This window comes from Gordonia sp. PS3 (assembly GCF_041950545.1).
In the GTDB taxonomy this organism is placed as follows: domain Bacteria; phylum Actinomycetota; class Actinomycetes; order Mycobacteriales; family Mycobacteriaceae; genus Gordonia; species Gordonia sihwensis.
On sequence record NZ_CP169524.1, the window covers coordinates 2,483,813 to 2,505,562 of the forward strand.

14 protein-coding genes and 3 rRNA genes are annotated in these 21,750 nt (G+C 65.1%); 7 read left to right on the forward strand and 10 right to left on the reverse strand.

Annotation, left to right across the window (positions count from 1 at the left end; translation table 11 throughout):
- Nucleotides 1-7: 7 nt before the first annotated feature.
- The 4 genes from ACE11G_RS11520 to glgB are packed head-to-tail and all read left to right on the forward strand — an operon-like array spanning nt 8 to nt 5,784.
- Entirely contained in the window at nt 8-1,330 is a 1,323-nt protein-coding gene (locus ACE11G_RS11520; protein WP_062367953.1) for a nicotinate phosphoribosyltransferase, read from the forward strand.
- Complete coding sequence (locus ACE11G_RS11525; RefSeq protein ID WP_045536748.1) at nt 1,327-1,941, forward strand: isochorismatase family protein; 615 nt, start codon at nt 1,327-1,329, stop codon at nt 1,939-1,941. Before ACE11G_RS11520 ends, ACE11G_RS11525 begins: the two co-directional genes overlap by 4 nt.
- Complete coding sequence (locus ACE11G_RS11530) at nt 1,938-3,938, forward strand: ATP-dependent DNA helicase (RefSeq protein ID WP_062367952.1); 2,001 nt, start codon at nt 1,938-1,940, stop codon at nt 3,936-3,938. Before ACE11G_RS11525 ends, ACE11G_RS11530 begins: the two co-directional genes overlap by 4 nt.
- A gap of 10 nt (nt 3,939-3,948) precedes the next feature.
- Nucleotides 3,949-5,784 carry a 1,4-alpha-glucan branching protein GlgB gene (gene glgB, locus ACE11G_RS11535; protein WP_375002229.1) on the forward strand — a complete coding sequence of 612 codons (1,836 nt, stop codon included), beginning with the start codon at nt 3,949-3,951 and terminating at the stop codon, nt 5,782-5,784.
- A 48-nt stretch (nt 5,785-5,832) separates the two neighbouring features.
- On the opposite strand, the gene ACE11G_RS11540 is transcribed toward glgB, so the two are convergent.
- The 3 genes from ACE11G_RS11540 to ACE11G_RS11550 are packed head-to-tail and all read right to left on the reverse strand — an operon-like array spanning nt 5,833 to nt 8,323.
- On the reverse strand, nt 5,833-6,714 hold the full coding sequence (locus tag ACE11G_RS11540; protein WP_062367951.1) for a tetratricopeptide repeat protein: 882 nt from the start codon (nt 6,712-6,714) through the stop codon (nt 5,833-5,835).
- A gap of 44 nt (nt 6,715-6,758) precedes the next feature.
- Entirely contained in the window at nt 6,759-7,124 is a 366-nt protein-coding gene (locus tag ACE11G_RS11545) for a DUF3817 domain-containing protein (protein WP_006898215.1), read from the reverse strand.
- A 5-nt stretch (nt 7,125-7,129) separates the two neighbouring features.
- Nucleotides 7,130-8,323, reverse strand: a complete 1,194-nt coding sequence (locus tag ACE11G_RS11550) for an acetyl-CoA C-acetyltransferase (protein WP_006898214.1) — start codon at nt 8,321-8,323, stop codon at nt 7,130-7,132.
- A gap of 118 nt (nt 8,324-8,441) precedes the next feature.
- Between ACE11G_RS11550 and mce the strand changes: the two genes are divergently transcribed.
- Together mce and ACE11G_RS11560 are read left to right on the forward strand one after the other, a co-directional pair.
- Nucleotides 8,442-8,927 carry a methylmalonyl-CoA epimerase gene (gene mce / locus ACE11G_RS11555; protein WP_346077641.1) on the forward strand — a complete coding sequence of 162 codons (486 nt, stop codon included), beginning with the start codon at nt 8,442-8,444 and terminating at the stop codon, nt 8,925-8,927.
- A 128-nt stretch (nt 8,928-9,055) separates the two neighbouring features.
- A complete protein-coding gene (locus ACE11G_RS11560; protein ID WP_006898212.1) occupies nt 9,056-10,015 on the forward strand; it encodes a hypothetical protein in 960 nt (319 codons plus the stop codon).
- Nucleotides 10,016-10,018: 3 nt separating this feature from the next.
- Here ACE11G_RS11560 and nucS read toward each other — a convergent pair whose 3' ends face one another.
- The 4 genes from nucS to ACE11G_RS11580 form a co-directional block, all read right to left on the reverse strand.
- Complete coding sequence (nucS, locus tag ACE11G_RS11565) at nt 10,019-10,705, reverse strand: endonuclease NucS (RefSeq protein WP_375002233.1); 687 nt, start codon at nt 10,703-10,705, stop codon at nt 10,019-10,021.
- A gap of 904 nt (nt 10,706-11,609) precedes the next feature.
- Nucleotides 11,610-11,726 (reverse strand): 5S ribosomal RNA (rrf, locus tag ACE11G_RS11570).
- 175 nt (nt 11,727-11,901) lie between these two features.
- Nucleotides 11,902-15,042, reverse strand: a 23S ribosomal RNA gene (locus tag ACE11G_RS11575).
- 488 nt (nt 15,043-15,530) lie between these two features.
- Nucleotides 15,531-17,051, reverse strand: a 16S ribosomal RNA gene (locus tag ACE11G_RS11580).
- Together the 16S, 23S and 5S rRNA genes form the textbook arrangement of a ribosomal RNA operon.
- 635 nt (nt 17,052-17,686) lie before the next feature.
- On the opposite strand from ACE11G_RS11580, the gene mftM reads away from it, so the two are divergent.
- Nucleotides 17,687-18,529: a mycofactocin oligosaccharide methyltransferase MftM gene (gene mftM / locus ACE11G_RS11585; protein WP_278126865.1), complete on the forward strand. Its 843-nt coding sequence runs from the start codon at nt 17,687-17,689 to the stop codon at nt 18,527-18,529.
- A gap of 35 nt (nt 18,530-18,564) precedes the next feature.
- Here mftM and ACE11G_RS11590 read toward each other — a convergent pair whose 3' ends face one another.
- The 3 genes from ACE11G_RS11590 to ACE11G_RS11600 are packed head-to-tail and all read right to left on the reverse strand — an operon-like array spanning nt 18,565 to nt 21,721.
- A complete protein-coding gene (locus ACE11G_RS11590; RefSeq protein ID WP_006896388.1) occupies nt 18,565-19,206 on the reverse strand; it encodes a response regulator transcription factor in 642 nt (213 codons plus the stop codon).
- Nucleotides 19,206-20,540, reverse strand: a complete 1,335-nt coding sequence (locus ACE11G_RS11595; RefSeq protein WP_375004142.1) for a histidine kinase — start codon at nt 20,538-20,540, stop codon at nt 19,206-19,208. Before ACE11G_RS11595 ends, ACE11G_RS11590 begins: the two co-directional genes overlap by 1 nt.
- 2 nt (nt 20,541-20,542) lie before the next feature.
- Nucleotides 20,543-21,721 (reverse strand): iron-containing alcohol dehydrogenase, encoded by a 1,179-nt coding sequence (locus ACE11G_RS11600; protein ID WP_346075714.1) that lies wholly within the window; start codon nt 21,719-21,721, stop codon nt 20,543-20,545.
- Between the last annotated feature and the right edge of the window lie 29 nt (nt 21,722-21,750).

Genomic DNA, 21,750 nt, shown 5'->3' on the forward strand with positions numbered 1-21,750 from the left:
AGCGAAGGTGACCAGTACCGCGCTGCTGACCGATCAATACGAGCTGACCATGCTGTCGGCCGCCCTGAGGGCCGGGACGGCGCAGCGCAGCTGCGTGTTCGAGGTCTTCGCCCGCCGCCTCCCCGACGGCCGACGCTACGGAGTCGTCGCGGGCACCGGACGTCTGCTCGACGCCCTCGAACGCTTCCGATTCGGTCCGGAGGAGATCGACTCGCTCCGGACCGTGGTCGACCAGGACACCCTGGCATGGCTGTCCGACTACCGCTTCCGCGGAGAGATCGACGGTTACCGCGAGGGCGAGCTCTACTTCCCCGGCTCGCCCATCCTGACCGTGCGCGGCGGCTTCGCCGAAGCTGTGGTGCTGGAGACGCTGATCCTCTCGATCCTCAATCACGACAGCGCGATCGCCTCCGCGGCGGCGCGTATGGTGAGCGCTGCCGCCGGCCGCCCGATCATCGAGATGGGCGGACGCCGCACGCACGAGCACGCGGCGGTCGCCTCAGCGCGCGCCGCATATCTCGCGGGAGTCGACGCGACCAGCAATCTCGAGGCCGCTCGCACCTACCGCGTACCGAGTGCGGGAACCGCGGCGCACGCGTTCACGCTCTCGTTCGCGCATCCCGACGGCAGCGACGAGCGGGCCGCCTTCGCCGCGCAGGTCGAGGCGCTCGGCGTCGGGACCACCCTGCTCGTGGACACCTACGACATCACCACCGGTGTCAAGAACGCGATCGAGGTCGCAGGCACCTCGCTCGGAGCGGTCCGGATCGACTCGGGGGATCTGGGCGTCCTCGCCCGCCAGGTACGCAGGCAGCTCGACGAGCTCGGCGCCACCGGCACCAAGATCGTCGTCTCCGGCGATCTCGACGAGTACGCCATCGCCTCGCTGCGCGCCGAACCCGTCGACATCTACGGCGTCGGAACCTCGCTGGTGACCGGCAGCGGTTCACCGACTGCGGGCATGGTCTACAAACTGGTCGAGGTGGACGGCGTCCCGGTCGCGAAGCGGTCGAGCCACAAGGAGAGCCACGGCGGACGCAAGCGCGCCGTTCGCGCAGCCCGCGCGTCCGGAACCATCGTCGAAGAGATCCTGTTGCGTGCCGACGCGCCCGCGGATCAGGCGATCCCGGGCACCGGAGGCCTGGACGTGGCCGAACTCCAGATTCCACTGGTCCGCGGCGGCGACCGAGTTTCCGGGCTGCCTACACTGGAGCAGTCCCGCGGGCATCTCGCGCACGGGCTCGTCACCCTCCCGTGGGAGGGTCTCGGGCTCAGCCACGGCGACCCCGCAGTCCCCACCCGCTACCTGACCGAACCGGAGAGTCGATGACCGAGGAGACCCCACCGCGGAATCGTGCGCTGATCGTCGTCGACGTTCAGAACGACTTCTGCGAGGGCGGCTCCCTCGCGGTGGCCGGCGGCGGTGCGGTCGCCGCCGCGATCAACGCGATCACCGGCTCGTATCCGGTGGTGGCGGCCACCCGCGACTACCACGTCGACCCCGGGGGGCACTTCTCCGAGACCCCCGACTTCGTCGACTCGTGGCCACCGCACTGCGTGGTGGGCACGCCCGGCGCCGAGTTCCATCCGGCCTTCCGCACCGGCCCCGTGCAGGCGGTCTTCTCCAAGGGCGAGTTCGACGCCGCGTACTCGGGCTTCGAGGGCCGCGACGAACACGGAAACGGCCTGGCCGACTGGCTCACCGCGCGCGACGTCTCCGAGGTGGACGTCGTCGGCATCGCCACCGACCATTGTGTTCGCGCGACCGCGGTCGACGCCGCCGCGGCCGGCTTCGCCACACGTGTGCTGCTGGACTTCACCGCGGCCGTCGCCGAGACCACCACCGCGACCGCGTTCGACGTCATGCGCGACGCGGGAGTCGAGTTGGTGGGCACCCTCGTGCACACCGGTACCCGTCACGAAGACGACGCGGCCGAGTGAGCGTCCCCGATGTCGCCGACCTCCTGGCCACCGCCGTCGAGTCCCTCGGCGGAGCCCGGCGCGACGGTCAGCTGGCGATGGCCGAGGCCGTCGGCGAGGCGATCGAGAACGACCATCACCTCGCGGTCCAAGCCGGCACCGGCACCGGAAAGTCGCTGGCCTACCTGGTCCCCGCGCTCCGGCACGCCGTCGACACCGACGAGACCGTCGTCGTCTCGACGGCCACCATCGCCCTCCAGCGCCAGCTGACCGAACGTGACCTACCGCGTCTCGCGGGCGCGCTCACGAAGCCGCTGGGCCGCGAACCGTCGTTCGCGATCCTGAAGGGTCGCGCCAACTACCTGTGCCTCAACAAGATCCACTCGGGAGTGGCCGACGAGGATCCAAACGCCGAGCTGTTCGACGCCTTCGACCTGTCCCGCATGGGCCGCGAGGTGACGCGGTTGCGCGAGTGGACCTCCGACACCGAGACCGGAGACCGCGACGATCTCTCCCCCGGCGTCAGCGACCAGTCGTGGCGCCAGGTGAGCGTCTCCTCGCGCGAATGTCTCGGGGCGTCGAACTGCCCCTACAGCGATGACTGCTTCGCCGAACTGGCACGGAAGAAGGCCGGCGCCTCCGACGTCGTGGTCACCAACCACGCGATGCTCGCCATCGACGCGATGAGTCCGGCGACCATCCTTCCCGAGCACCGCGTGGTGGTCATCGACGAGGCCCACGAACTGGTGGACCGGATCACCTCCGTCACCACCGAGGAGATCTCGGCCGCGAGCGTCTCGCAGGTCGCCCGCCGGCTCGGCAAGTTGATCGACGACGAGAGCGCCGACGCGCTGGTCGGCGCGGGCGAACAGCTGGAGTTGCTGCTGGAGGACTCACCCCAGGGCGAGTGGACCCGACTCCCGAACGGCGCACCCGAGGTCCTCGCATCGCTGCGCGACCGCCTCTGGAACGCGCGGAACGCGGTCGGTCCGGCGCCGTCGGCAGGCACCGATCCGGAGGCCGCGGCCGCGAGGCAGATGGCGCTGTCAGCCACCGACTCGCTGCACGATTCGGTGGTGCGAGTGCTGACGGTCTTCGCCGAGACCGACATCACCAAGAGGCACGACGTCGTCTGGCTGTCGGCCGACCGGATCCGCGGAACCGTCCGCCCGACGCTGCGGATAGCGCCGTTGTCTGTGGCCGGGCTGCTGCGCACCTCGCTGTTCACCGACTCGACTGTGATCCTCACGTCCGCGACCCTGACCATCGGCGGCAACTTCGACGCCCTCGCACGCACCTGGGGGCTGCCCGCCCACGGTGGCAAGGACGTGGAGGCCGCGGGATGGCGCGGCATGGACGCCGGCAGCCCCTTCGACTACCAGCGCGCCGCGATTCTCTACGTCGGCAAGCACCTGCGGGCGCCCGGCCGTGACGGCATCGCGGAGTCGACGCTGGACGAGATGGTCGATCTGATGAACGCTGCGGGCGGTCGTACCCTCGGCCTGTTCTCGTCGATGCGGGCCGCCAAGGAGGCCGCGGAGAAGCTCCGCGACCGAGTCGGGTTCCCGATCCTGTGCCAGGGCGACGATGCGACGTCGGCACTGATCGAGAGATTCGCCGCCGACGAGGCCACCTGCCTGTTCGGCACTCTGTCGCTGTGGCAGGGCGTCGACGTCCCGGGTCCCTCGTTGCGGTTGGTGATGATCGATCGGATCCCCTTCCCCAGGCCCGACGACCCGCTCCTGTCGGCGCGCCAGCGCGATGTGGACGCGCGCGGCGGCAACGGCTTCCTGACCGTCTCGGCGAACCACGCGGCACTGCTCCTCGCCCAGGGCGCGGGCCGGCTCCTCCGCGCCACCGACGACCGCGGCGTGGTCGCCGTGCTCGACTCACGTCTGGCGACGGCGCGCTATGCGGGCTACCTCCTGGCCGGGCTTCCGCCGTTCTGGCGGACCACCGACCGCGATGCCGTCCGAGCCGCGCTCACCCGCTTGACGACGGGTGCCGCGAAGAAGTGACGAGGCGATCGTGACGGACCCGCTGTGGCAGCGGCTCGGCGCCCGGCCCCGCGTCGCGGACACCGAATTCGCCGTGTGGGCGCCCAATGCGCGATCGGTCACCGTCTTCGGCGACTTCGACCGATGGGCGGGCACCGACCACCCGATGGAGCGCGGACCGTACGGCGTCTGGACCGCCACGGTCGACGGCGCGCGGCCGGGAATGGCGTACAAGTACCGCGTGGTCGGAGCCGACGGACTGACACGCGACAAGGCCGATCCCCTCGCCCGTGCGGCTCAGCGACCGCCCGAGACGGCGTCGGTGATCGCCGGTCCGTCGTCGTTCGTCTGGAACGACGAGAAGTGGATGGCCGCGCGCGCCGACCGGCGCCCCGAGCGCGAGCCGGTGTCGATCTACGAGGTCCACCTGGGGTCGTGGCGCTCGGGCCTGAGTTATCGCGAGGCCGCCGTCCAGCTGGCTGAGTACGCCGCCGACCACGGCTTCACGCACGTACAGCTGATGCCGATCACCGAGCATCCCTACGGGGGATCGTGGGGCTATCAGGTCGGCTCGTACTTCGCCTGCTCCAGCCGGTGGGGCACCGCCGACGACTTCCGCTTCTTCGTCGACCACCTGCACTCGAAAGGGATCGCGGTACTCCTCGATTGGGTCCCGGCGCACTTCCCCAAGGACGCCTTCGCGCTCGGCGAGTTCGACGGCACTCCCCTCTACGAGCACGCCGATCCGCTGCGGCGGGACCAGCCGGACTGGGGCACGTACGCGTTCAACCTCGGTCGGCCCGAGGTCCGCGACTTCCTGATCGCGAGCGCCGTCTACTGGTGTTCGGAGTTCCATCTCGACGGGCTGCGCGTCGACGCGGTCGCGTCCATGCTGTACCTCGACTATTCGCGCGGCCCGGGCCAATGGCGGCCGAATGCGCGCGGGACACACGAGAACGACGAGGCCGTCGACTTCCTGAGGCGCCTCAACGACGCCGTCCACGAGGCGTGTCCGGGTGCCGTGATGATCGCCGAGGAGTCGACGGCGTGGCCGGGGGTGACCGTCTCCACCGACCGCGGCGGGCTGGGCTTCGACTTCAAGTGGAATCTCGGCTGGATGAACGATCTGCTGTCGTTCCTCTCGCTCCCGCCGCGGCGGCGTGCGGAGCTGCACGAACGTGTCGCGTTCGGCCTCACGCACGCCACCGCCGAGCGCTACGTCCTGCCGATCAGTCATGACGAGGTGGTCCACGGCAAGGGCACCCTCGTCACGAGAATGCCCGTCTCAGCCGACGCTGCGGCGGGGGTGCGGCTCGCCCTGGCCTTCCAATGGGCCCATCCCGGCAAGAAGCTGCTGTTCATGGGGCAGGAGTTCGGGCAGACCCGAGAGTGGGCCGACGATCGCGGGCTCGACTGGAACCTGCTCGATCCGGACGAGTCGAACGCCTCGGTCCACCGCGGCATCGCGCTCGCGGCCCGCGACCTGGCCCACCTGCACGCCGAACTGCCGGCGCTGCACCGAATGGACTGCGACGCCCGCGGCTTCGCCTGGCTCGACGCCCGCGACACCGCCAACACCGTCATCGGCTTCCTGCGGCTGGCCGACGACGGGGCGGCCACCGGGGGCCGCATCGTCGCCTGCGTCTTCAACTTCTCCGACCGCGATCTCTACGGCTACCGGCTGGGCTTCCCGCTCGGCGGGCCGTGGCGCGAGATCCTCAACACCGCTGCGCGGGAGTACGGCGGTCACGGGGTGGGCAACCTGGGCCGGATCGTCGCGGTCGACGAGCCGAGCCACGGCCGTCCCTACAGCGCGACCATCACCCTCCCCGCCTCCGCCGCGGTCTTCTTCACACCGGGGCGCTGACCCTGCCGGTGGCCGGCAGACGGTCGGAGGCGTCAGTACAGCGCTGTGTCAGTACAGCGCTGTCGCCAGCTTCCGGCGCGCTGCCGTGACGAAGGGCTCGGCGGGGTCGAAGAGCTCGAACAGCTCGAGGAGCCGGGCGCGCGCCCGGGTGCGGTCGTCGTCGCGCGTCACCTTCACCAGCTCGATGATCCGATCGAACGCGGCCTCCGGCCGCTGACCGAGCAGCAGCACGTCGGCTGCGGCGAGCTGAGCGTCCACGTCTCCGGGCGCGGCGGTGTTGACGATCTCGGGGTCGTGGGCCTGCGCGCGGGTGACGAACTCGAGGTTGCGGACCACGGACTTCGCCTCGACGTTGTCCGGCTCGAGTTCGGCGATCGCGCGATAGGCGGCCAGCGCCCCGTCGAGGTCGCCGGAGTTCATCAACTCCTCGGCGGCCGCCATGCGCGGATCCTGCTCGGGCTCGTCGTCGGATGCCGTCGCCGGGGTCTCCGGAAGCAGATGTCCGGCCTTCGCGAAGATCTCGTCGATCCATCCGCGGATCTGCTCCTCTGGCTGCGGCCCCTCGAACATCGCGACCGGCCGACCGCCGATCAGTGCGATCACCGTCGGCACCGACTGAGCACCGAAGGCCTGTGCGATCCGCGGGCTCGTGTCGACATCGACCCGCGCGAGTGCCCACCGGCCGCCGGCTGCCTCGGCCAGGCGCGCCAGCACCGGGGACAGCTGCGTGCTCGGTTCCGACCACGAGGCCCACAGGTCCACCACCACCAGCTGCCGGGTGGAGCGTTCGACGATCTCCGTCTCGAAGTCGAGTTCGGTCACATCGAGGACGACGGCGCCGGGGCGAGAGTCAGAAGCGGGCCGGGACGCAGCTGCCCGCTGCGCCTCGGCCCGCTCCTTGAGAACTGACAGATCTACGGCACCCGCCATCGCGATGGCGGCGTTCGCCGGTTCATTGCGTCGAGAAGGTCTGGTCACACCTTCAGTGTGTCACGATCGGCGGACTCACTGAACGTCGAGTCGGACAGTTCGCCCAGATGACCGTTCTTACTGGCCCACTGCTCGAACCACACCGTGAAGAACGGCGGGATCGAGGCGACGAGTGCCAGCGCCAGAACCTTGAGGTTCCACTTCAACGACCGCGCGGTGAGCACGGTGATGATCAGGTAGACGACGAACGCCACACCATGGAGCGCGCCGGGGACCATCGTCGCCGCATCGATTCCGGCTCCGTACTTGACCCCCATGCTGATCAAGAGCAGGCCCCAGGTGATCGCCTCGATGACGGCGATCAGCCGGAAACGCTTGGCCGGGGTCGAGACGTCGAACACGTTGCCCATCCCACTCACGCCTTCGGGACTCGGACGATGAGCGCATCGCCCTGGCCGCCGGCGCCGCACAGCGCCGCCACGCCGACCCCGCCGCCGCGACGGGCGAGCTCGAGAGCCAGGTGAAGCGTGATACGTGCGCCCGAGGTACCGATCGGGTGACCGAGCGCGATTCCGCCGCCGTTGACGTTGACCTTCTCCGGGTCGACGCCCAGCGCGCGGGTCGACGCCAGGCCGACGGCCGCGAAGGCCTCGTTGATCTCGATCAGGTCGAGATCGGCGGGGGTGATGCCCTCGCGCTCGCAGGCCTTGACGATCGCGTTGGCGGGCTGCTGCTGCAGCGACGAGTCCGGGCCGGCGACCACACCGTGGGCGCCGATCTCGGCGATCCATTCGAGTCCGAGCTCCTCGGCCTTCGCCTTGCTCATCACGACCACGGCCGCGGCTCCGTCGGAGATCTGCGAGGAGTTGCCCGCCGTGATCGTGCCACCCTTGCGGAACGCCGGACGCAGACCCGCGAGGGTCTCCACGGTGGTGTCGGCGCGCACACCCTCGTCCTCGTTGAACAGGATAGGGTCACCCTTGCGCTGCGGGATCTCGACCGGAACGATCTCGTCGGCGAAGACGCCCTTGGCGATCGCCTCAGCGGCCAGCCGATGGCTGCGCGCGGCGAAGGCGTCCTGCTCCTCACGGCTGAAGCCGTCGGTGTCGTTGCCCTGCTCGGTCAGCGCACCCATCGGCTGATCGGTGAAGACGTCGTGCAGTCCGTCGAACGCCATGTGGTCGACCAGTTCGGTGTTGCCGTACTTGAATCCCGAGCGGCTGCCGGGCAGCACATGCGGGGCCTGGGTCATCGACTCCTGGCCGCCGGCGACCACGCAGTCGAACTCGCCCGCGCGGATCAGCTGATCGGCGAGCGCGATGGCGTCGATTCCCGACAGGCACATCTTGTTGATCGAGAGCGCCGGGACGTCCCAGCCGATGCCCGCCTTGACTGCGGTCTGCCGGGCCGGCATCTGGCCGGCTCCGGCGGTGAGGACCTGTCCCATGATCACGTACTGGACATGCGACGGGTCCACGTTGCCGCGCTCGAGCGCGCCCTTGACCGCGACCGCGCCGAGATCGACGGCGGAGAAGTTCTTCAGCGATCCCTGCAGGCGTCCCTGAGCGGTGCGCGCGCCGGAAACGATCACTGTGGTGTTGTCGGACATGTATCAGCTCCTTGGCGGTGGGGGCAGCGGTCGTCACGGCGGCACACGCCGTCGCTGCGGTACTGCTCGGGGCAGCCGCGATGGCGACCCCGTCTGCAAACAACGCTACCGTTATGGCATGACCAACTCCCCATCGAACGACGTGACAAACACCACCAACGGAGGCCCTCTGACCTCGATCGGCGATCTCGTGACAGCGATCGACCATGTCGGCCTCGCGGTCCCGGATCTCGACGCCGCAGCCGCCTGGTGGCTCGACAACTTCGGCTTCGCGAACCAGCACGAGGAGGTGAACGAAGAGCAGGGCGTCCGCGAAGCGATGATCGGCCCCGAGAACGGCGACACCTTGATCCAGCTCCTCATGCCGCTCAACGAGGAGTCGACCATCGCCAAGTTCATCGACCGCAACGGACCGGGAATGCAGCAGATGGCCGTCCGCGTCACCGACCTGGACGAGGTCGCCAAGCGTCTGACCTCGGCGGGAGTGCGACTGCTCTACCCGCAGCCCAAGCGCGGAACCGCCGACTCGCGCATCAACTTCGTCCATCCGAAGGACGCGGGCGGGGTTCTCCTCGAGCTGGTGGAACCGGCCGCCGGTCACTGATCACGACCGCATTCTCGTCGCCGAGCGGGCGGTCGGCCCCGTGCCGACCGCCCGCGCTGTGCAAGCTCGCTCGCAACACCCCGCATTCGATACTGAATTCGGACGCCGATCGGACCTAGACTGGCATCATGTCAGCCCCTGGACATCGTCAGAGCCCCTTCCCCATCGTGATGCGCGGATACGACCGCGACCAGGTCACCGATCACCTTCGGCGGCTCGAAGCCGAATTGCGCATGATGGCCGCCGATCGTGACTCCGCTCATGCCAGCGCGGACGAACTCCAGGCGCATCTCGACGACGCCCGTCACCGCATCCGCGAGCTCCAGGACGAGGTGAACACTCTCTCCGTCCCGCCGACGACGGTCGCGGGGATGACCGAGCGCGTCTCCCGCATGCTGCAGTTGGCCACCGACGAGGCCAGCGAAGTCCGTGCCAACGCCAAGGACGAGGCCGACGAGACGCTGTCCGTCGCCCGCCAGGAGGCCGAGGACATCCGTGCGTCCGCGGCAGCGGCCGCCACCCGGACGAAGGAACTCGCGCAGGAGCACGCCGACGCGAAGATCACCGAAGCCGAGGAGCGAGCCGCCGAGATCGACGAGGCCGCGCGGGAACGCGAAGCACAGTCCAAGCGGGATCTCGAGGCCGCACGGGAACGGGCCCGGGAGATCATCGCCGCCGCCGAGGAGGACGCCGCACGCCTGCGCGGGGCCGCGCACAACGTCGCGATGAACCGCCTCGCACGCTCTCGTGAGCTGGCGGAATCGGCCCACGATGCACACAAGCAGATCCTCGACCACCTCGACGCTCTCCGCGAGCACATCACCAACCTCCCCGGCGCCCTCGAACTGTCGGACGAGGAGCGGGATCTGGTCTCTCTCACCGAGACCGACGACCTCGAACTCCTCAACCGCACGCTGCTCGGGAGGGATCGATTCACCCCGCAGGACGACGCCTCCACCCCGCCGGCCGAGAAGACCGATGTGCTCGACGCCGTCGACGCGGAATACGACGACGATCACGGTGACGAGCGCTACGGCGGTCCGGCGCGTAAGGAGGACTCACCGAAGGGCGATCAGGTCACGGCCTGACCGTCAGAACAGCTTGAACTCGTTGTCCTCGGTGCCGCGCAGCTTGTCGTAGTCGAGCGTCACGCACCGGATCCCCCGATCGTTGGCCAGAGTCTTGGCCTGAGGCTTGATCGCCTGTGCCGCGAACACTCCGCTGACCGGTGCGATCGTCGCATCGCGGTTGAGCAGATCCAGATACCGCGTCAGCTGCTCCACACCGTCGATCTCGCCGCGTCGCTTGATCTCCACAGCGACGGTGTGGCCATCCGCGTCTCGGCAGAGGATGTCCACCGGCCCGATCGCGGTCATGTACTCGCGACGGATGAGCGTGTAGCCGGCACCGAGCGTCTCGATGTGCTCGGCCAGCAGTTCCTGGAGGTGTGCCTCCACACCGTCCTTCACCAGTCCCGGGTCGAGCCCGAGTTCGTGGCTGCTGTCGTGATGGAATGCCGCGATGCTGATCCGCAGCTGCTCCCCCGCCTTGTTCTCGACCACCCAGACCGAGTCGACACCGTCGGCTCCGTCTGCCGCCGGCTCCTCGACGAGCCAGCACGGCGGGCTCATCCAGTTCAACGGCTTGTAGGCTCGGTCGTCGGCGTGAATGCTGACCGACCCGTCGGACTTGATCAAGATCAGCCGCTTCGACATCGGCAGATGGGCGGTGAGCCGACCAACATAGTCGACCTGGCAATCGGCAATCACAAGACGCACCTCAGCGAGTGTAGTGGAGACCCCCGACGCACCCGAACAGCCTTGCCGAGCCGTATCGAGTCACGAGCCGTTTCGACACCCTCCGCTCGCTCAACCTGCCCCTCGTCCCGAGGTTCGTCGAGTAGGCGTATCGAGACCAATGTGCACCCCCGTGCGGTGGTTTCGACTCGCTCCGCTCGCTCAACCAGCCTAAGAGGGGTGCGCGCTCAACCAACCTGGAAAGAACGTCGCCCGAGGTTTGTCGAGTAGGCGAGCGAGCGTAGCGAGCACGCCGTATCGAGACCACTCTCCTGCCGTGTCGTGGTTTCGACTCGCTTCGCTCGCTCAACCAGCCAAAGAGGGGTGCGCGCTCAACCAACCCGGAAAGAACGTCGCCCGAGGTTTGTCGAGTAGGCGAGCGAGCGTAGCGAGCACGCCGTATCGAGACCACTCTCCTGCCGTGTGGTGGTTTCGACTCGCTTCGCTCGCTCAACCAGCCTAAGAGGGGTGCGCGCTCAACCAACCTGGAAAGAACGTCGCCCGAGGTTTGTCGAGTAGGCGTGTGAGCGTAGCGAGCCCGCCGTATCGAGACGACTCTGCCCGTCGTGTGGTGGTTTCGACTCGCTTCGCTCGCTCAACCAGCCTAAGAGGGTGCTCCCTCAACCAGCCTGCCGGAAGCGCTCTCCGACCCTCGAGGTTTGTCGAGTAGGCGGGTGAGCGTAGCGAGCACGCCGTATCGAGACCAGCCTGCCCGTCGTGTGGTGGTTTCGACTCGCTTCGCTCGCTCAACCAGCCTGAAGAGTGCGCGTTCGCGGTCCGTCAGGCGCGCCATACCCCAGACACCACCCGCCGGCCGGGGGGGCACGTCCCGGGAAATGGGTTGAGCCCCGATCAGACGGTGTCTGATCGGGGCTCAACAAGTTGTGTTCGGCGGTGTCCTACTCTCCCACACCCATTACAGTGCAGTACCATCGGCGCAGGTGGGCTTAGCTTCCGGGTTCGGAATGGGACCGGGCGTTTCCCCACCGCTATAGCCGCCGTAACAATATGAAACCATCCACACCACAATCCCTCACCAGGGTTGTGGTTTGTGTGTTGTTTCAGAAGTACATAGTGGATGAACGAGCAAACATTCTGTGTGCGTGTAACAATCACCGAAACCGACTCACACAACCTCGTGATTCGTTGAATCCGAAAAAGAATTGTTGGTGAGTGTTGTTGGTAAGTCCTCGGCCGATTAGTACCGGTCACCTGAACACATTACTGTGCGTACAGTTCCGGCCTATCAACCCCATCATCTGTAGGGGGCCTTACCCCACCCGAAGGTGGGTGAGAAACCTCATCTTGGAACAGGCTTCCCGCTTAGATGCTTTCAGCGGTTATCCCTTCCGAACGTAGCTAACCAGCAGTGCTCCTGGCGGAACAACTGGCACACCAGAGGTTCGTCCGTCCCGGTCCTCTCGTACTAGGGACAGGTTTCCTCAAGTTTCTACACGCGCGCGGCGGATAGAGACCGAACTGTCTCACGACGTTCTAAACCCAGCTCGCGTGCCGCTTTAATGGGCGAACAGCCCAACCCTTGGGACCTACTCCAGCCCCAGGATGCGACGAGCCGACATCGAGGTGCCAAACCATCCCGTCGATATGGACTCTTGGGGAAGATCAGCCTGTTATCCCCGGGGTACCTTTTATCCGTTGAGCGACACCGCTTCCACACGCCGGTGCCGGATCACTAGTCCCGACTTTCGTCCCTGCTCGACATGTACGTCTCACAGTCAAGCTCCCTTGTGCACTTACACTCAACACCTGATTGCCATCCAGGCTGAGGGAACCTTTGGGCGCCTCCGTTACACTTTAGGAGGCAACCGCCCCAGTTAAACTACCCACCAGGCACTGTCCCTGAACCCGATCAGGGTCCGAGGTTAGAAGCCCAATACGATCAGAGTGGTATTTCAACAACGACTCCACCCACACTAGCGTGCCGGCTTCACAGTCTCCCACCTATCCTACACAAACCGCACCGAACACCAATACCAAGCTATAGTGAAGGTCCCGGGGTCTTTTCGTCCTGCCGCGCGTAACGAGCATCTTTACTCGTACTGCAATTTCGCCGAGCCTGTGGTTGAGACAGCAGAGAAGTCGTTACGCCATTCGTGCAGGTCGGAACTTACCCGACAAGGAATTTCGCTACCTTAGGATGGTTATAGTTACCACCGCCGTTTACTGGGGCTTAAATTCTCAGCTTCACCACCCCGAAAGATGATTAACCGGTCCTCTTAACCTTCCAGCACCGGGCAGGCGTCAGTCCGTATACATCGTCTTACGACTTCGCACGGACCTGTGTTTTTAGTAAACAGTCGCTTCTCTCTGGTCTCTGCGACCACCACCAGCTCACACCGAAAAAGTGATCACCGGTCGTGGTCCCCCTTCTCCCGAAGTTACGGGGGCAATTTGCCGAGTTCCTTAACCACAGTTCACTCGATCGCCTTAGTATTCTCTACCTGACCACCTGTGTCGGTTTGGGGTACGGGCCGTGTACCAACTCACTAGAGGCTTTTCTCGACAGCATAGGATCACCGAATTCACCACAACGGCTACGCATCACCTCTCAGGCTCAAAAAGACACGGATTTGCCTATGTCTCACCCTACAGGCTTACACCAACTATTCCACCAGTTGGCCCGGCTACCTTCCTGCGTCACCCCATCGCTTGACTACTACACCCAAGGTCCCACGCAGCCACCATCAGAGAAATCCGAAGAAATCAACGACAGCTTTTGGATGGTTAGTACAGATGATTCATCACTGGGCGCGGATACACGGGTACGGGAATATCAACCCGTTGTCCATCGACTACGCCTGTCGGCCTCGCCTTAGGTCCCGACTCACCCTGGGCGGATTAACCTGGCCCAGGAACCCTTGGTCATCCGGCGGACAAGTTTCTCACTTGTCTTTCGCTACTCATGCCTGCATTCTCACTCCCACACCCTCCACAACTGGATCACTCCGCTGCTTCCACGGATGCAGGACGCTCCCCTACCCACCCACACCACTACACACCCACCCGCAGGCAGGCATGGATGAAATGTGTGAGTGCCGCGGCTTCGGCGGTGTACTTGAGCCCCGCTAAATTGTCGGCGCAGAATCACTTGACCAGTGAGCTATTACGCACTCTTTCAAGGGTGGCTGCTTCTAAGCCAACCTCCTGGTTGTCTCAGCGACCCCACATCCTTTTCCACTTAGTACACGCTTAGGGGCCTTAGCCGGCGATCTGGGCTGTTTCCCTCTCGACTACGAAGCTTATCCCCCGCAGTCTCACTGCCACGCTCTCACTTACCGGCATTCGGAGTTTGGCTGACGTCAGTAACCTGATAGGGCCCATCGGCCATCCAGTAGCTCTACCTCCAGTAAGAAACACGCAACGCTGCACCTAAATGCATTTCGGGGAGAACCAGCTATCACGGAGTTTGATTGGCCTTTCACCCCTACCCACAACTCATCCCCTCCATTTTCAACTGAAGTGGGTTCGGGCCTCCACAACCTCTTACAGCTGCTTCACCCTGGCCATGGGTAGATCACTCCGCTTCGGGTCTAGACCCAGCGACTCACACGCCCTATTCAGACTCGCTTTCGCTACGGCTACCCCACACGGGTTAACCTCGCCACTGAGCACTAACTCGCAGGCTCATTCTTCAAAAGGCACGCCATCACCCACCACCCAAAGGTGCGCAGGCTCTGACGGATTGTAAGCGTCCGGTTTCAGGTACTATTTCACTCCCCTCCCGGGGTACTTTTCACCTTTCCCTCACGGTACTAGTCCGCTATCGGTCACCAGAAAGTATTTAGGCTTACCGGGTGGTCCCGGCAGATTCACAGCAGATTCCACGAGCCCGCTGCTACTTGGGAACAATCGAAGCCAGTCAACACGCTTTCAGCTACGGGACTCTCACCCACTACGGCAGACCATTCCAGGCCACTTCACCTAACATGTCGATTTATCACTGACCCACCGCACGGCAGCACGATGAACGATCACCCCACAACCCCACACGCACAACCCCTGCCGAGTATCACATACGCATGGTTTAGCCTCCTCCGCTTTCGCTCGCCACTACTCACGGAATCACACTTGTTTTCTCTTCCTGTGGGTACTGAGATGTTTCACTTCCCCACGTTCCCTCCACACCCGCTATACATTCACGAGTGGGTAACACCACATCACTGGTGCTGGGTTTCCCCATTCGGACACCCTCGGATCACAGCTCGTTTGACAACTCCCCGAGGACTATCGCGGCCTACCACGTCCTTCATCGGCTCCTGGTACCAAGGCATCCACCGAACGCCCTCAAACACTTACAACAACACCCACAAACACACCCCACACACCATCCCCCACCAAAGCAGAAGACAACCACGCGAGACGCGAATGCGGACAACAAACAAAAAAACGATCACAACACGCGATCGCACAAACCAGAATCGAAATTGCAGAACACACAAACCCAACAACAACAAATGCTGCCGGGCCAGATGCTCGCATCCACTATGCACTTCTCAAACAACACACACCCACCACCCCCAACACCCCACACTCCGGGGCGGAAAACAGTGAGCACCAAGACAACACCGAACATTAACCCCCCGAAGGGAATCAACAGCGTGTTCTCTCAGAACCCCGATAGTGTGCTTCGTCCACAACCGCAATCACTCACGGTCGACCACCCGCCGGCCGCCCGCATCTCGCAGGCCACCGACAAACAAATGATGGTTTCTTGTGTTTCACCCATGAACAAACACCGACCCGATACACATTCGGCACCAGCATCGACGTGTTGTTTGCTCCTTAGAAAGGAGGTGATCCAGCCGCACCTTCCGGTACGGCTACCTTGTTACGACTTCGTCCCAATCGCCGATCCCACCTTCGACAGCTCCCTCCACAAGGGTTAGGCCACCGGCTTCGGGTGTTACCGACTTTCATGACGTGACGGGCGGTGTGTACAAGGCCCGGGAACGTATTCACCGCAGCGTTGCTGATCTGCGATTACTAGCGACTCCGACTTCATGGGGTCGAGTTGCAGACCCCAATCCGAACTGAGACGCGCTTTAAGGGATTCGCTCCACCTCACGGTCTCGCAGCCCTCTGTACGCGCCATTGTAGCATGTGTGAAGCCCTGGACATAAGGGGCATGATGACTTGACGTCATCCCCACCTTCCTCCGAGTTGACCCCGGCAGTCTCCTGCAAGTCCCCGGCATAACCCGCTGGCAATACAGGACAAGGGTTGCGCTCGTTGCGGGACTTAACCCAACATCTCACGACACGAGCTGACGACAGCCATGCACCACCTGTACACCAACCACAAGGGGGGCCGTATCTCTACGGCTTTCTGGTGTATGTCAAACCCAGGTAAGGTTCTTCGCGTTGCATCGAATTAATCCACATGCTCCGCCGCTTGTGCGGGCCCCCGTCAATTCCTTTGAGTTTTAGCCTTGCGGCCGTACTCCCCAGGCGGGGTACTTAATGCGTTAGCTACGGCACGGAACTCGTGAAATGAGCCCCACACCTAGTACCCACCGTTTACGGCGTGGACTACCAGGGTATCTAATCCTGTTCGCTCCCCACGCTTTCGCTCCTCAGCGTCAGTTACTACCCAGAGACCCGCCTTCGCCACCGGTGTTCCTCCTGATATCTGCGCATTTCACCGCTACACCAGGAATTCCAGTCTCCCCTGTAGTACTCAAGTCTGCCCGTATCGCCTGCACGCCTGCAATTGAGTTGCAGAATTTCACAGACGACGCGACAAACCGCCTACGAGCTCTTTACGCCCAGTAATTCCGGACAACGCTCGCACCCTACGTATTACCGCGGCTGCTGGCACGTAGTTGGCCGGTGCTTCTTCTCCAGGTACCGTCACTTACGCTTCGTCCCTAGCGAAAGAGGTTTACAACCCGAAGGCCGTCATCCCTCACGCGGCGTCGCTGCATCAGGCTTGCGCCCATTGTGCAATATTCCCCACTGCTGCCTCCCGTAGGAGTCTGGGCCGTGTCTCAGTCCCAGTGTGGCCGATCACCCTCTCAGGTCGGCTACCCGTCGTCGCCTTGGTAGGCCATTACCCCACCAACAAGCTGATAGGCCGCGGGCCCATCCTGAACCGCAAAAGCTTTCCACCACCAACCATGCAATCAGTGGTCCTATCCGGTATTAGACCCAGTTTCCCAGGCTTATCCCAGAGTCCAGGGCAGATCACCCACGTGTTACTCACCCGTTCGCCACTCGAGTACCCAGCAAGCTGGGCCTTTCCGTTCGACTTGCATGTGTTAAGCACGCCGCCAGCGTTCGTCCTGAGCCAGGATCAAACTCTCCAACAAAAAATGCAGAAACCACAAGATTTCAACACAAAGCCAGAAAACAGAACCTGACCAAATCCAAAAAACTGACATGGTAAAAAATTCATCCAAAACACTCACCAACCCACCAAAAGGGCCGGCAAGCACAATCTGTCCAAAAATCTCCCACGCCACAAAACAAAAAATAGTGGCACAAGAAATCCAAAACACACTATCGAGTTCTCAAAGAACACACACCCACCAGAACCAACCCCCACAAACAAGGGCCGAACACCAGCAGACATCTGCAATTATCTGTCAGCCACCCCGTCTCCGAGGCGACCTTCCCAGCCTACCAGACCGGAATCCTCCCTGCAACCGCGACATTCTCGAACTTTGAAGAAGAACGGGAAGTCCGCCAGACGCAGGACCGCTACTCTACCCCCACCACCCCGGCAAGATCAACTCACCGACCGGAAGGACATTTCGCTCGCCAGCACCGACGCGCTGACCTGCAATAAGTTACGCAGCGCGGCCCGGAAGGTCAAATCGCCAGGTCGCGAGAGTGAACATTCGGCGGTTTCCGCAGGTCGACGGTCGCAGACCTGTACTTTCGGTCAGCTCCCACGACCGTTGGGTCAGTTACCCCGAGGGCGCCACCGTCTTAGCGTCGGAGAATGAGCACCGCCACCGCACTCCCAGCCGCTCTATCTGCGCCGACACGTGGCTTGGTCGTCGAGACCGTGTCCGGCCGCTCGGCACTCGCCGGTTTCCGAGGATCCGGTCGGCTGAGGTGGCGACGATCCGGCGATCTGCTCGAGCTGGCGCACCCCTACGGTCCACGCGACATCAGCGATTCGGTGGTTGTCGGCGAACTCACCGCGCTGGTGTCGGCCGGCGCGATCGCCGGCCAGGAGGAGTTCGAGGCTGCGGCGGTCGAACTCATCACCGGGTGCACCGCCGATTCGGACGAGGCCTGGGTCGCCTTCTATCGCAACTCAGTCCGGGAACTCCGTGATGGCTCAGTGCCGTTCAGTCCGATCCATCGCCGCGCTCGCGGCCTTCTCGTCGGCGAATCCGTCCTCGAGGTGGGCTCGTGCTTCGGCTTCTTCGCCCTGCAGTGCGCCGGCGACGGATTCGCGGTGACGGCCACCGACATCTGCCAGGGCGCCCTGGACCTCCTCGGCCGCGCCTCGTCGAGCCTGAATCTCCCGGTGACGACCGTCCCGGGCGATGTTCGCCGCCTGCCTTTCACTGATGACAGTTTCGACACAGTGACGATACTGCATCTTCTGGAGCACCTCCCCGCAGACGATGTCTGCACCGCGATCGCCGAATGTTGCCGGGTCGCGCGGAGTCGCGTGGTGGTCGCGGTGCCGTACGAGGATGAAGTGTGTCCCCACTTCGGCCACCTCGAGCTGCTCCGCGAGGCCGACCTCCGGCAGTGGGCGCAGGCGGTCGGTGAGCACCGCACGACGATCTTCGCCGACCACGGTGGCTGGCTCGTCATCGACCTGTAGACGAAGACGGCCGTCATTCACCGCCGGGGTCGCGATCAGATCAGTCCGCGCTTGCTCGCGACGTACACCGCGTCCGTGCGCTTCGAGACCCCGAGCTTCCGGATCACATTGCGGATGTGGAACTTCACCGTCGATTCCGAGATGAACAGCGTTCTGCCGATGTCGGCGTTCGATTTTCCGTCCGCCAGCAGCTTGAGTACTTCGCGTTCGCGGTCGGTGAGATCCGCCGGCGCCTCGTGCTCACCGGACACGGTGCGGAGCACGATCGCGGCACTCCGCGGGTCGAAGGCGCTTCCGCCCGTCGAGACGGTGCGGATGGCGCGGATCAGTTCGGTGGTGTCGACGTCCTTGACCACGTACCCCTTGGCGCCGGCGCGGACGGCCCGCACCACCAGATCGTCGTCGAGGAACGTGGTGAGCACCAGAGTCGCGACCCCGGGATTCCGCTTGGCTATCTCCCGGATCAGGCGCAGACCCTCGTATTCGGTACCCGCCGTGAGCTTGAGATCCACCACGACCACATCGGGCGCACAGTGGGCGATCTCGGCCAGCGCGGCGTCGAAGGTTCCGGCCTCGCCGACCACCACCACGTCGTCGTCCCGCTCCAGCAACGACCGCAGGCCTTCGCGCAGCAACGCGTGATCATCGATCAGGACCGTCCGTATCGGTGCGCCCATCAGATCTCCTCCTCCGCCGAGTCGCCGTAACCCGGCGGAACGAGCGGCAACACGGCGGCGATCCGCACGCCACCGAGCCGCGACCTGCGGATACGCAGAGTCCCGCCGAGTTCTTCGGCCCGAGACGCCATGTTCGCCAATCCCCGATGACGGCCGGCCGCGCGGTCTCCGGCCAGTGCTGCCCGCAGAACCGAACGCAGGTCGTCGGGATCTCCGACCCCGTCGTCGTCCACCCACAGCGTCACCCGCTCATCGGTGTAGCCGAACGTGACGGCCACCCGTTCGGCCTCGGAGTGCACGGCGGCATTGAACAAGGACTCCCCCGCGATCCGCAGCACGGCGTGCTGGAGGTCGCCGGAGAGCTCGCGCGGCCGCCCACGGACGGTCACTGACGTCTGTGTGTCGGCAGGCATGTGCAGGGCGCACAGTTCATCGAGGGTCTCGGCGATGCTGGGCGCCGGTGTCCGCGCATCGGCGAGCGTGTAGATCGCGTTCCGCAACTGCTCCATCGCGTCGCGAGTGAGCCGGACCGCCTTGTCGACGTGGTCGGCTGCCGGACCCGACACCGACGGGCGGCACAGTTCCATCTGCAGCCCGGCCGAGAGAACCGACTGACCGACCGAGTCGTGCAGCTCGCGCGCGATGCGCGCCCGCTCGCCGCCCAAGAGTGCGGTGCGCTGGGCCGCGGACAGCTCGCGCTGGGTCCGGAGCAGTTCCGAGTTCCGCTCCGCGAGTTCCTCAGCCCGACGGTCGGTCTCCGCGAACAGCGCGGCATTCACCATCGCCACAGTTGCCTGACCGGCGAGGATGCGTAGAACCATGAGATCGGCCGGGTCGACGTCGCGGTCGGCGGGCGTCCACGCCGACAGTCCGCCCACCACTCGCCCGTCCAATTCGACCGGCACATGGATGTGATGCTCGGAGACGATCGGGCCGTGAAGGACATCGCGTTCGCCGCGCAGGACGTCGTTGAGCCGGTTGAGCACCTGATCGGGCAGATCCGTCGGCTCGGTCGCGATCCGGACGCCCTCGAAGGCCATGATCCGCCCGTCCCCCGACGCGATCAGGTGCCGCGGGGTGGTCTTGCCCAACTGACCGTCGGCCAGCGCGAACAGCACCCAGTCGGCGCCGAGATGGTCTCGTACCGTCTCGACCACCGCGACCACCAGTGCCTCGGGCCCCTCGGCGGTCTGCACCAGTGCCTTCGAGATCCCCTCCAACGCGGTCATCACCCGGCTCAGGCGCGCCGCCGTGCCCCGGAACTGCGCGTAGTGCCCGGCTTTGACGGTGCGCAGGCCGACGAGGCTGGCGAGATCCGGTTCCTTCTCGGGCACGGTCACATCGCCTGCCGGTACAGGTCGAGGATCGCGGCCTCCTCCGGCCGCCGCGGGTTGGTGATCATGCACGAATCCGCCAGAGCGTGTGAGGTGAGCAGATCCAGGTCACCGGACCGCACGCCGAGGGGCGACAACGTGTCAGGCATGCCGACCCGCGCCGCGAGCCGTGCGACGGCGTCGGCCAGCCGGTCGGCCACGGCCCGCGGGTCTCCCGACGTCGCCAGCCCGACGGCGTCGGCGAGTTGCACGAAGTCGTCCGCGCACACCACGGCGTTGTAGCGGATGACGTGCGGCAGCAGGACGGAATTGATGGTGCCGTGCGGGGCGTCGCAGTATCCGCCGACCGGGTGGCTCATGGCGTGGGCGGCGCCGAGGATCGCGTTGGTGAACGCCATACCGGCCCGCAGCGACGCCAGCGCCATCTCCTCGCCGGCTCCGGCGTCGCGCGGGTCGTCGACCAGCCGTTCCAGGTTGTTCCACACTCCACTGAGCGACTCGAGCGCGAGCGAGTCCGTGAGCCTGCCGTGAGCCAGGGACACGTACGCCTCGACGCAATGGGTGAGCGTGTCCATCCCCGCCTGCGCGGTCACCTCCGGCGGTGCGGTGGTGAGCAGCGTCGGATCGATCACCGTCACATTCGGCACCAACGTGCGCCCGATGATGGTGACCTTGGTCCGCCGCTCGGGATCGTTGATGATGCAGAACTGAGAGACGTCGGCCCCGCTGCCGGCTGTGGTCGGTACCGCGACCAGCGGCGGCAGCGGCCGCACCGCACGGTCGATGCCCTCGAACTCGAGGATCACCCCGCCGTTCGACGCGAGCACGGCGACGCCCTTGGCCGTGTCGATCACCGATCCCCCTCCGAGGGCGATGAGGCCGTCGGCACCGTGTGCGCGATACGCGGCGAAGCCGTCGGCCACCTCGCCCGCCCGAGGGTTCGGCGTCACGTCCAGGTACGACGCCGGACTCAGACCCTGGGCGCGGAGGTCGTCGAGCAGTGCGCCGTACCAGGGCGCGGCCTCCAGGCGGCGGTCGGAGACCACCAGCGGCCGGCGGACCCCGAGCCCGGCGACGGCCACGGCGGCCTCCGGGAACGATCCGGGGCCGAGCACGATCTCCGGCGTGTGAAACTTCGCGACGCTGGTGGTGGCGCGCCGCGGCGCCCGGTCACCGGTCACCGATCACCTCCTGTTCGCCGGTGACGCTA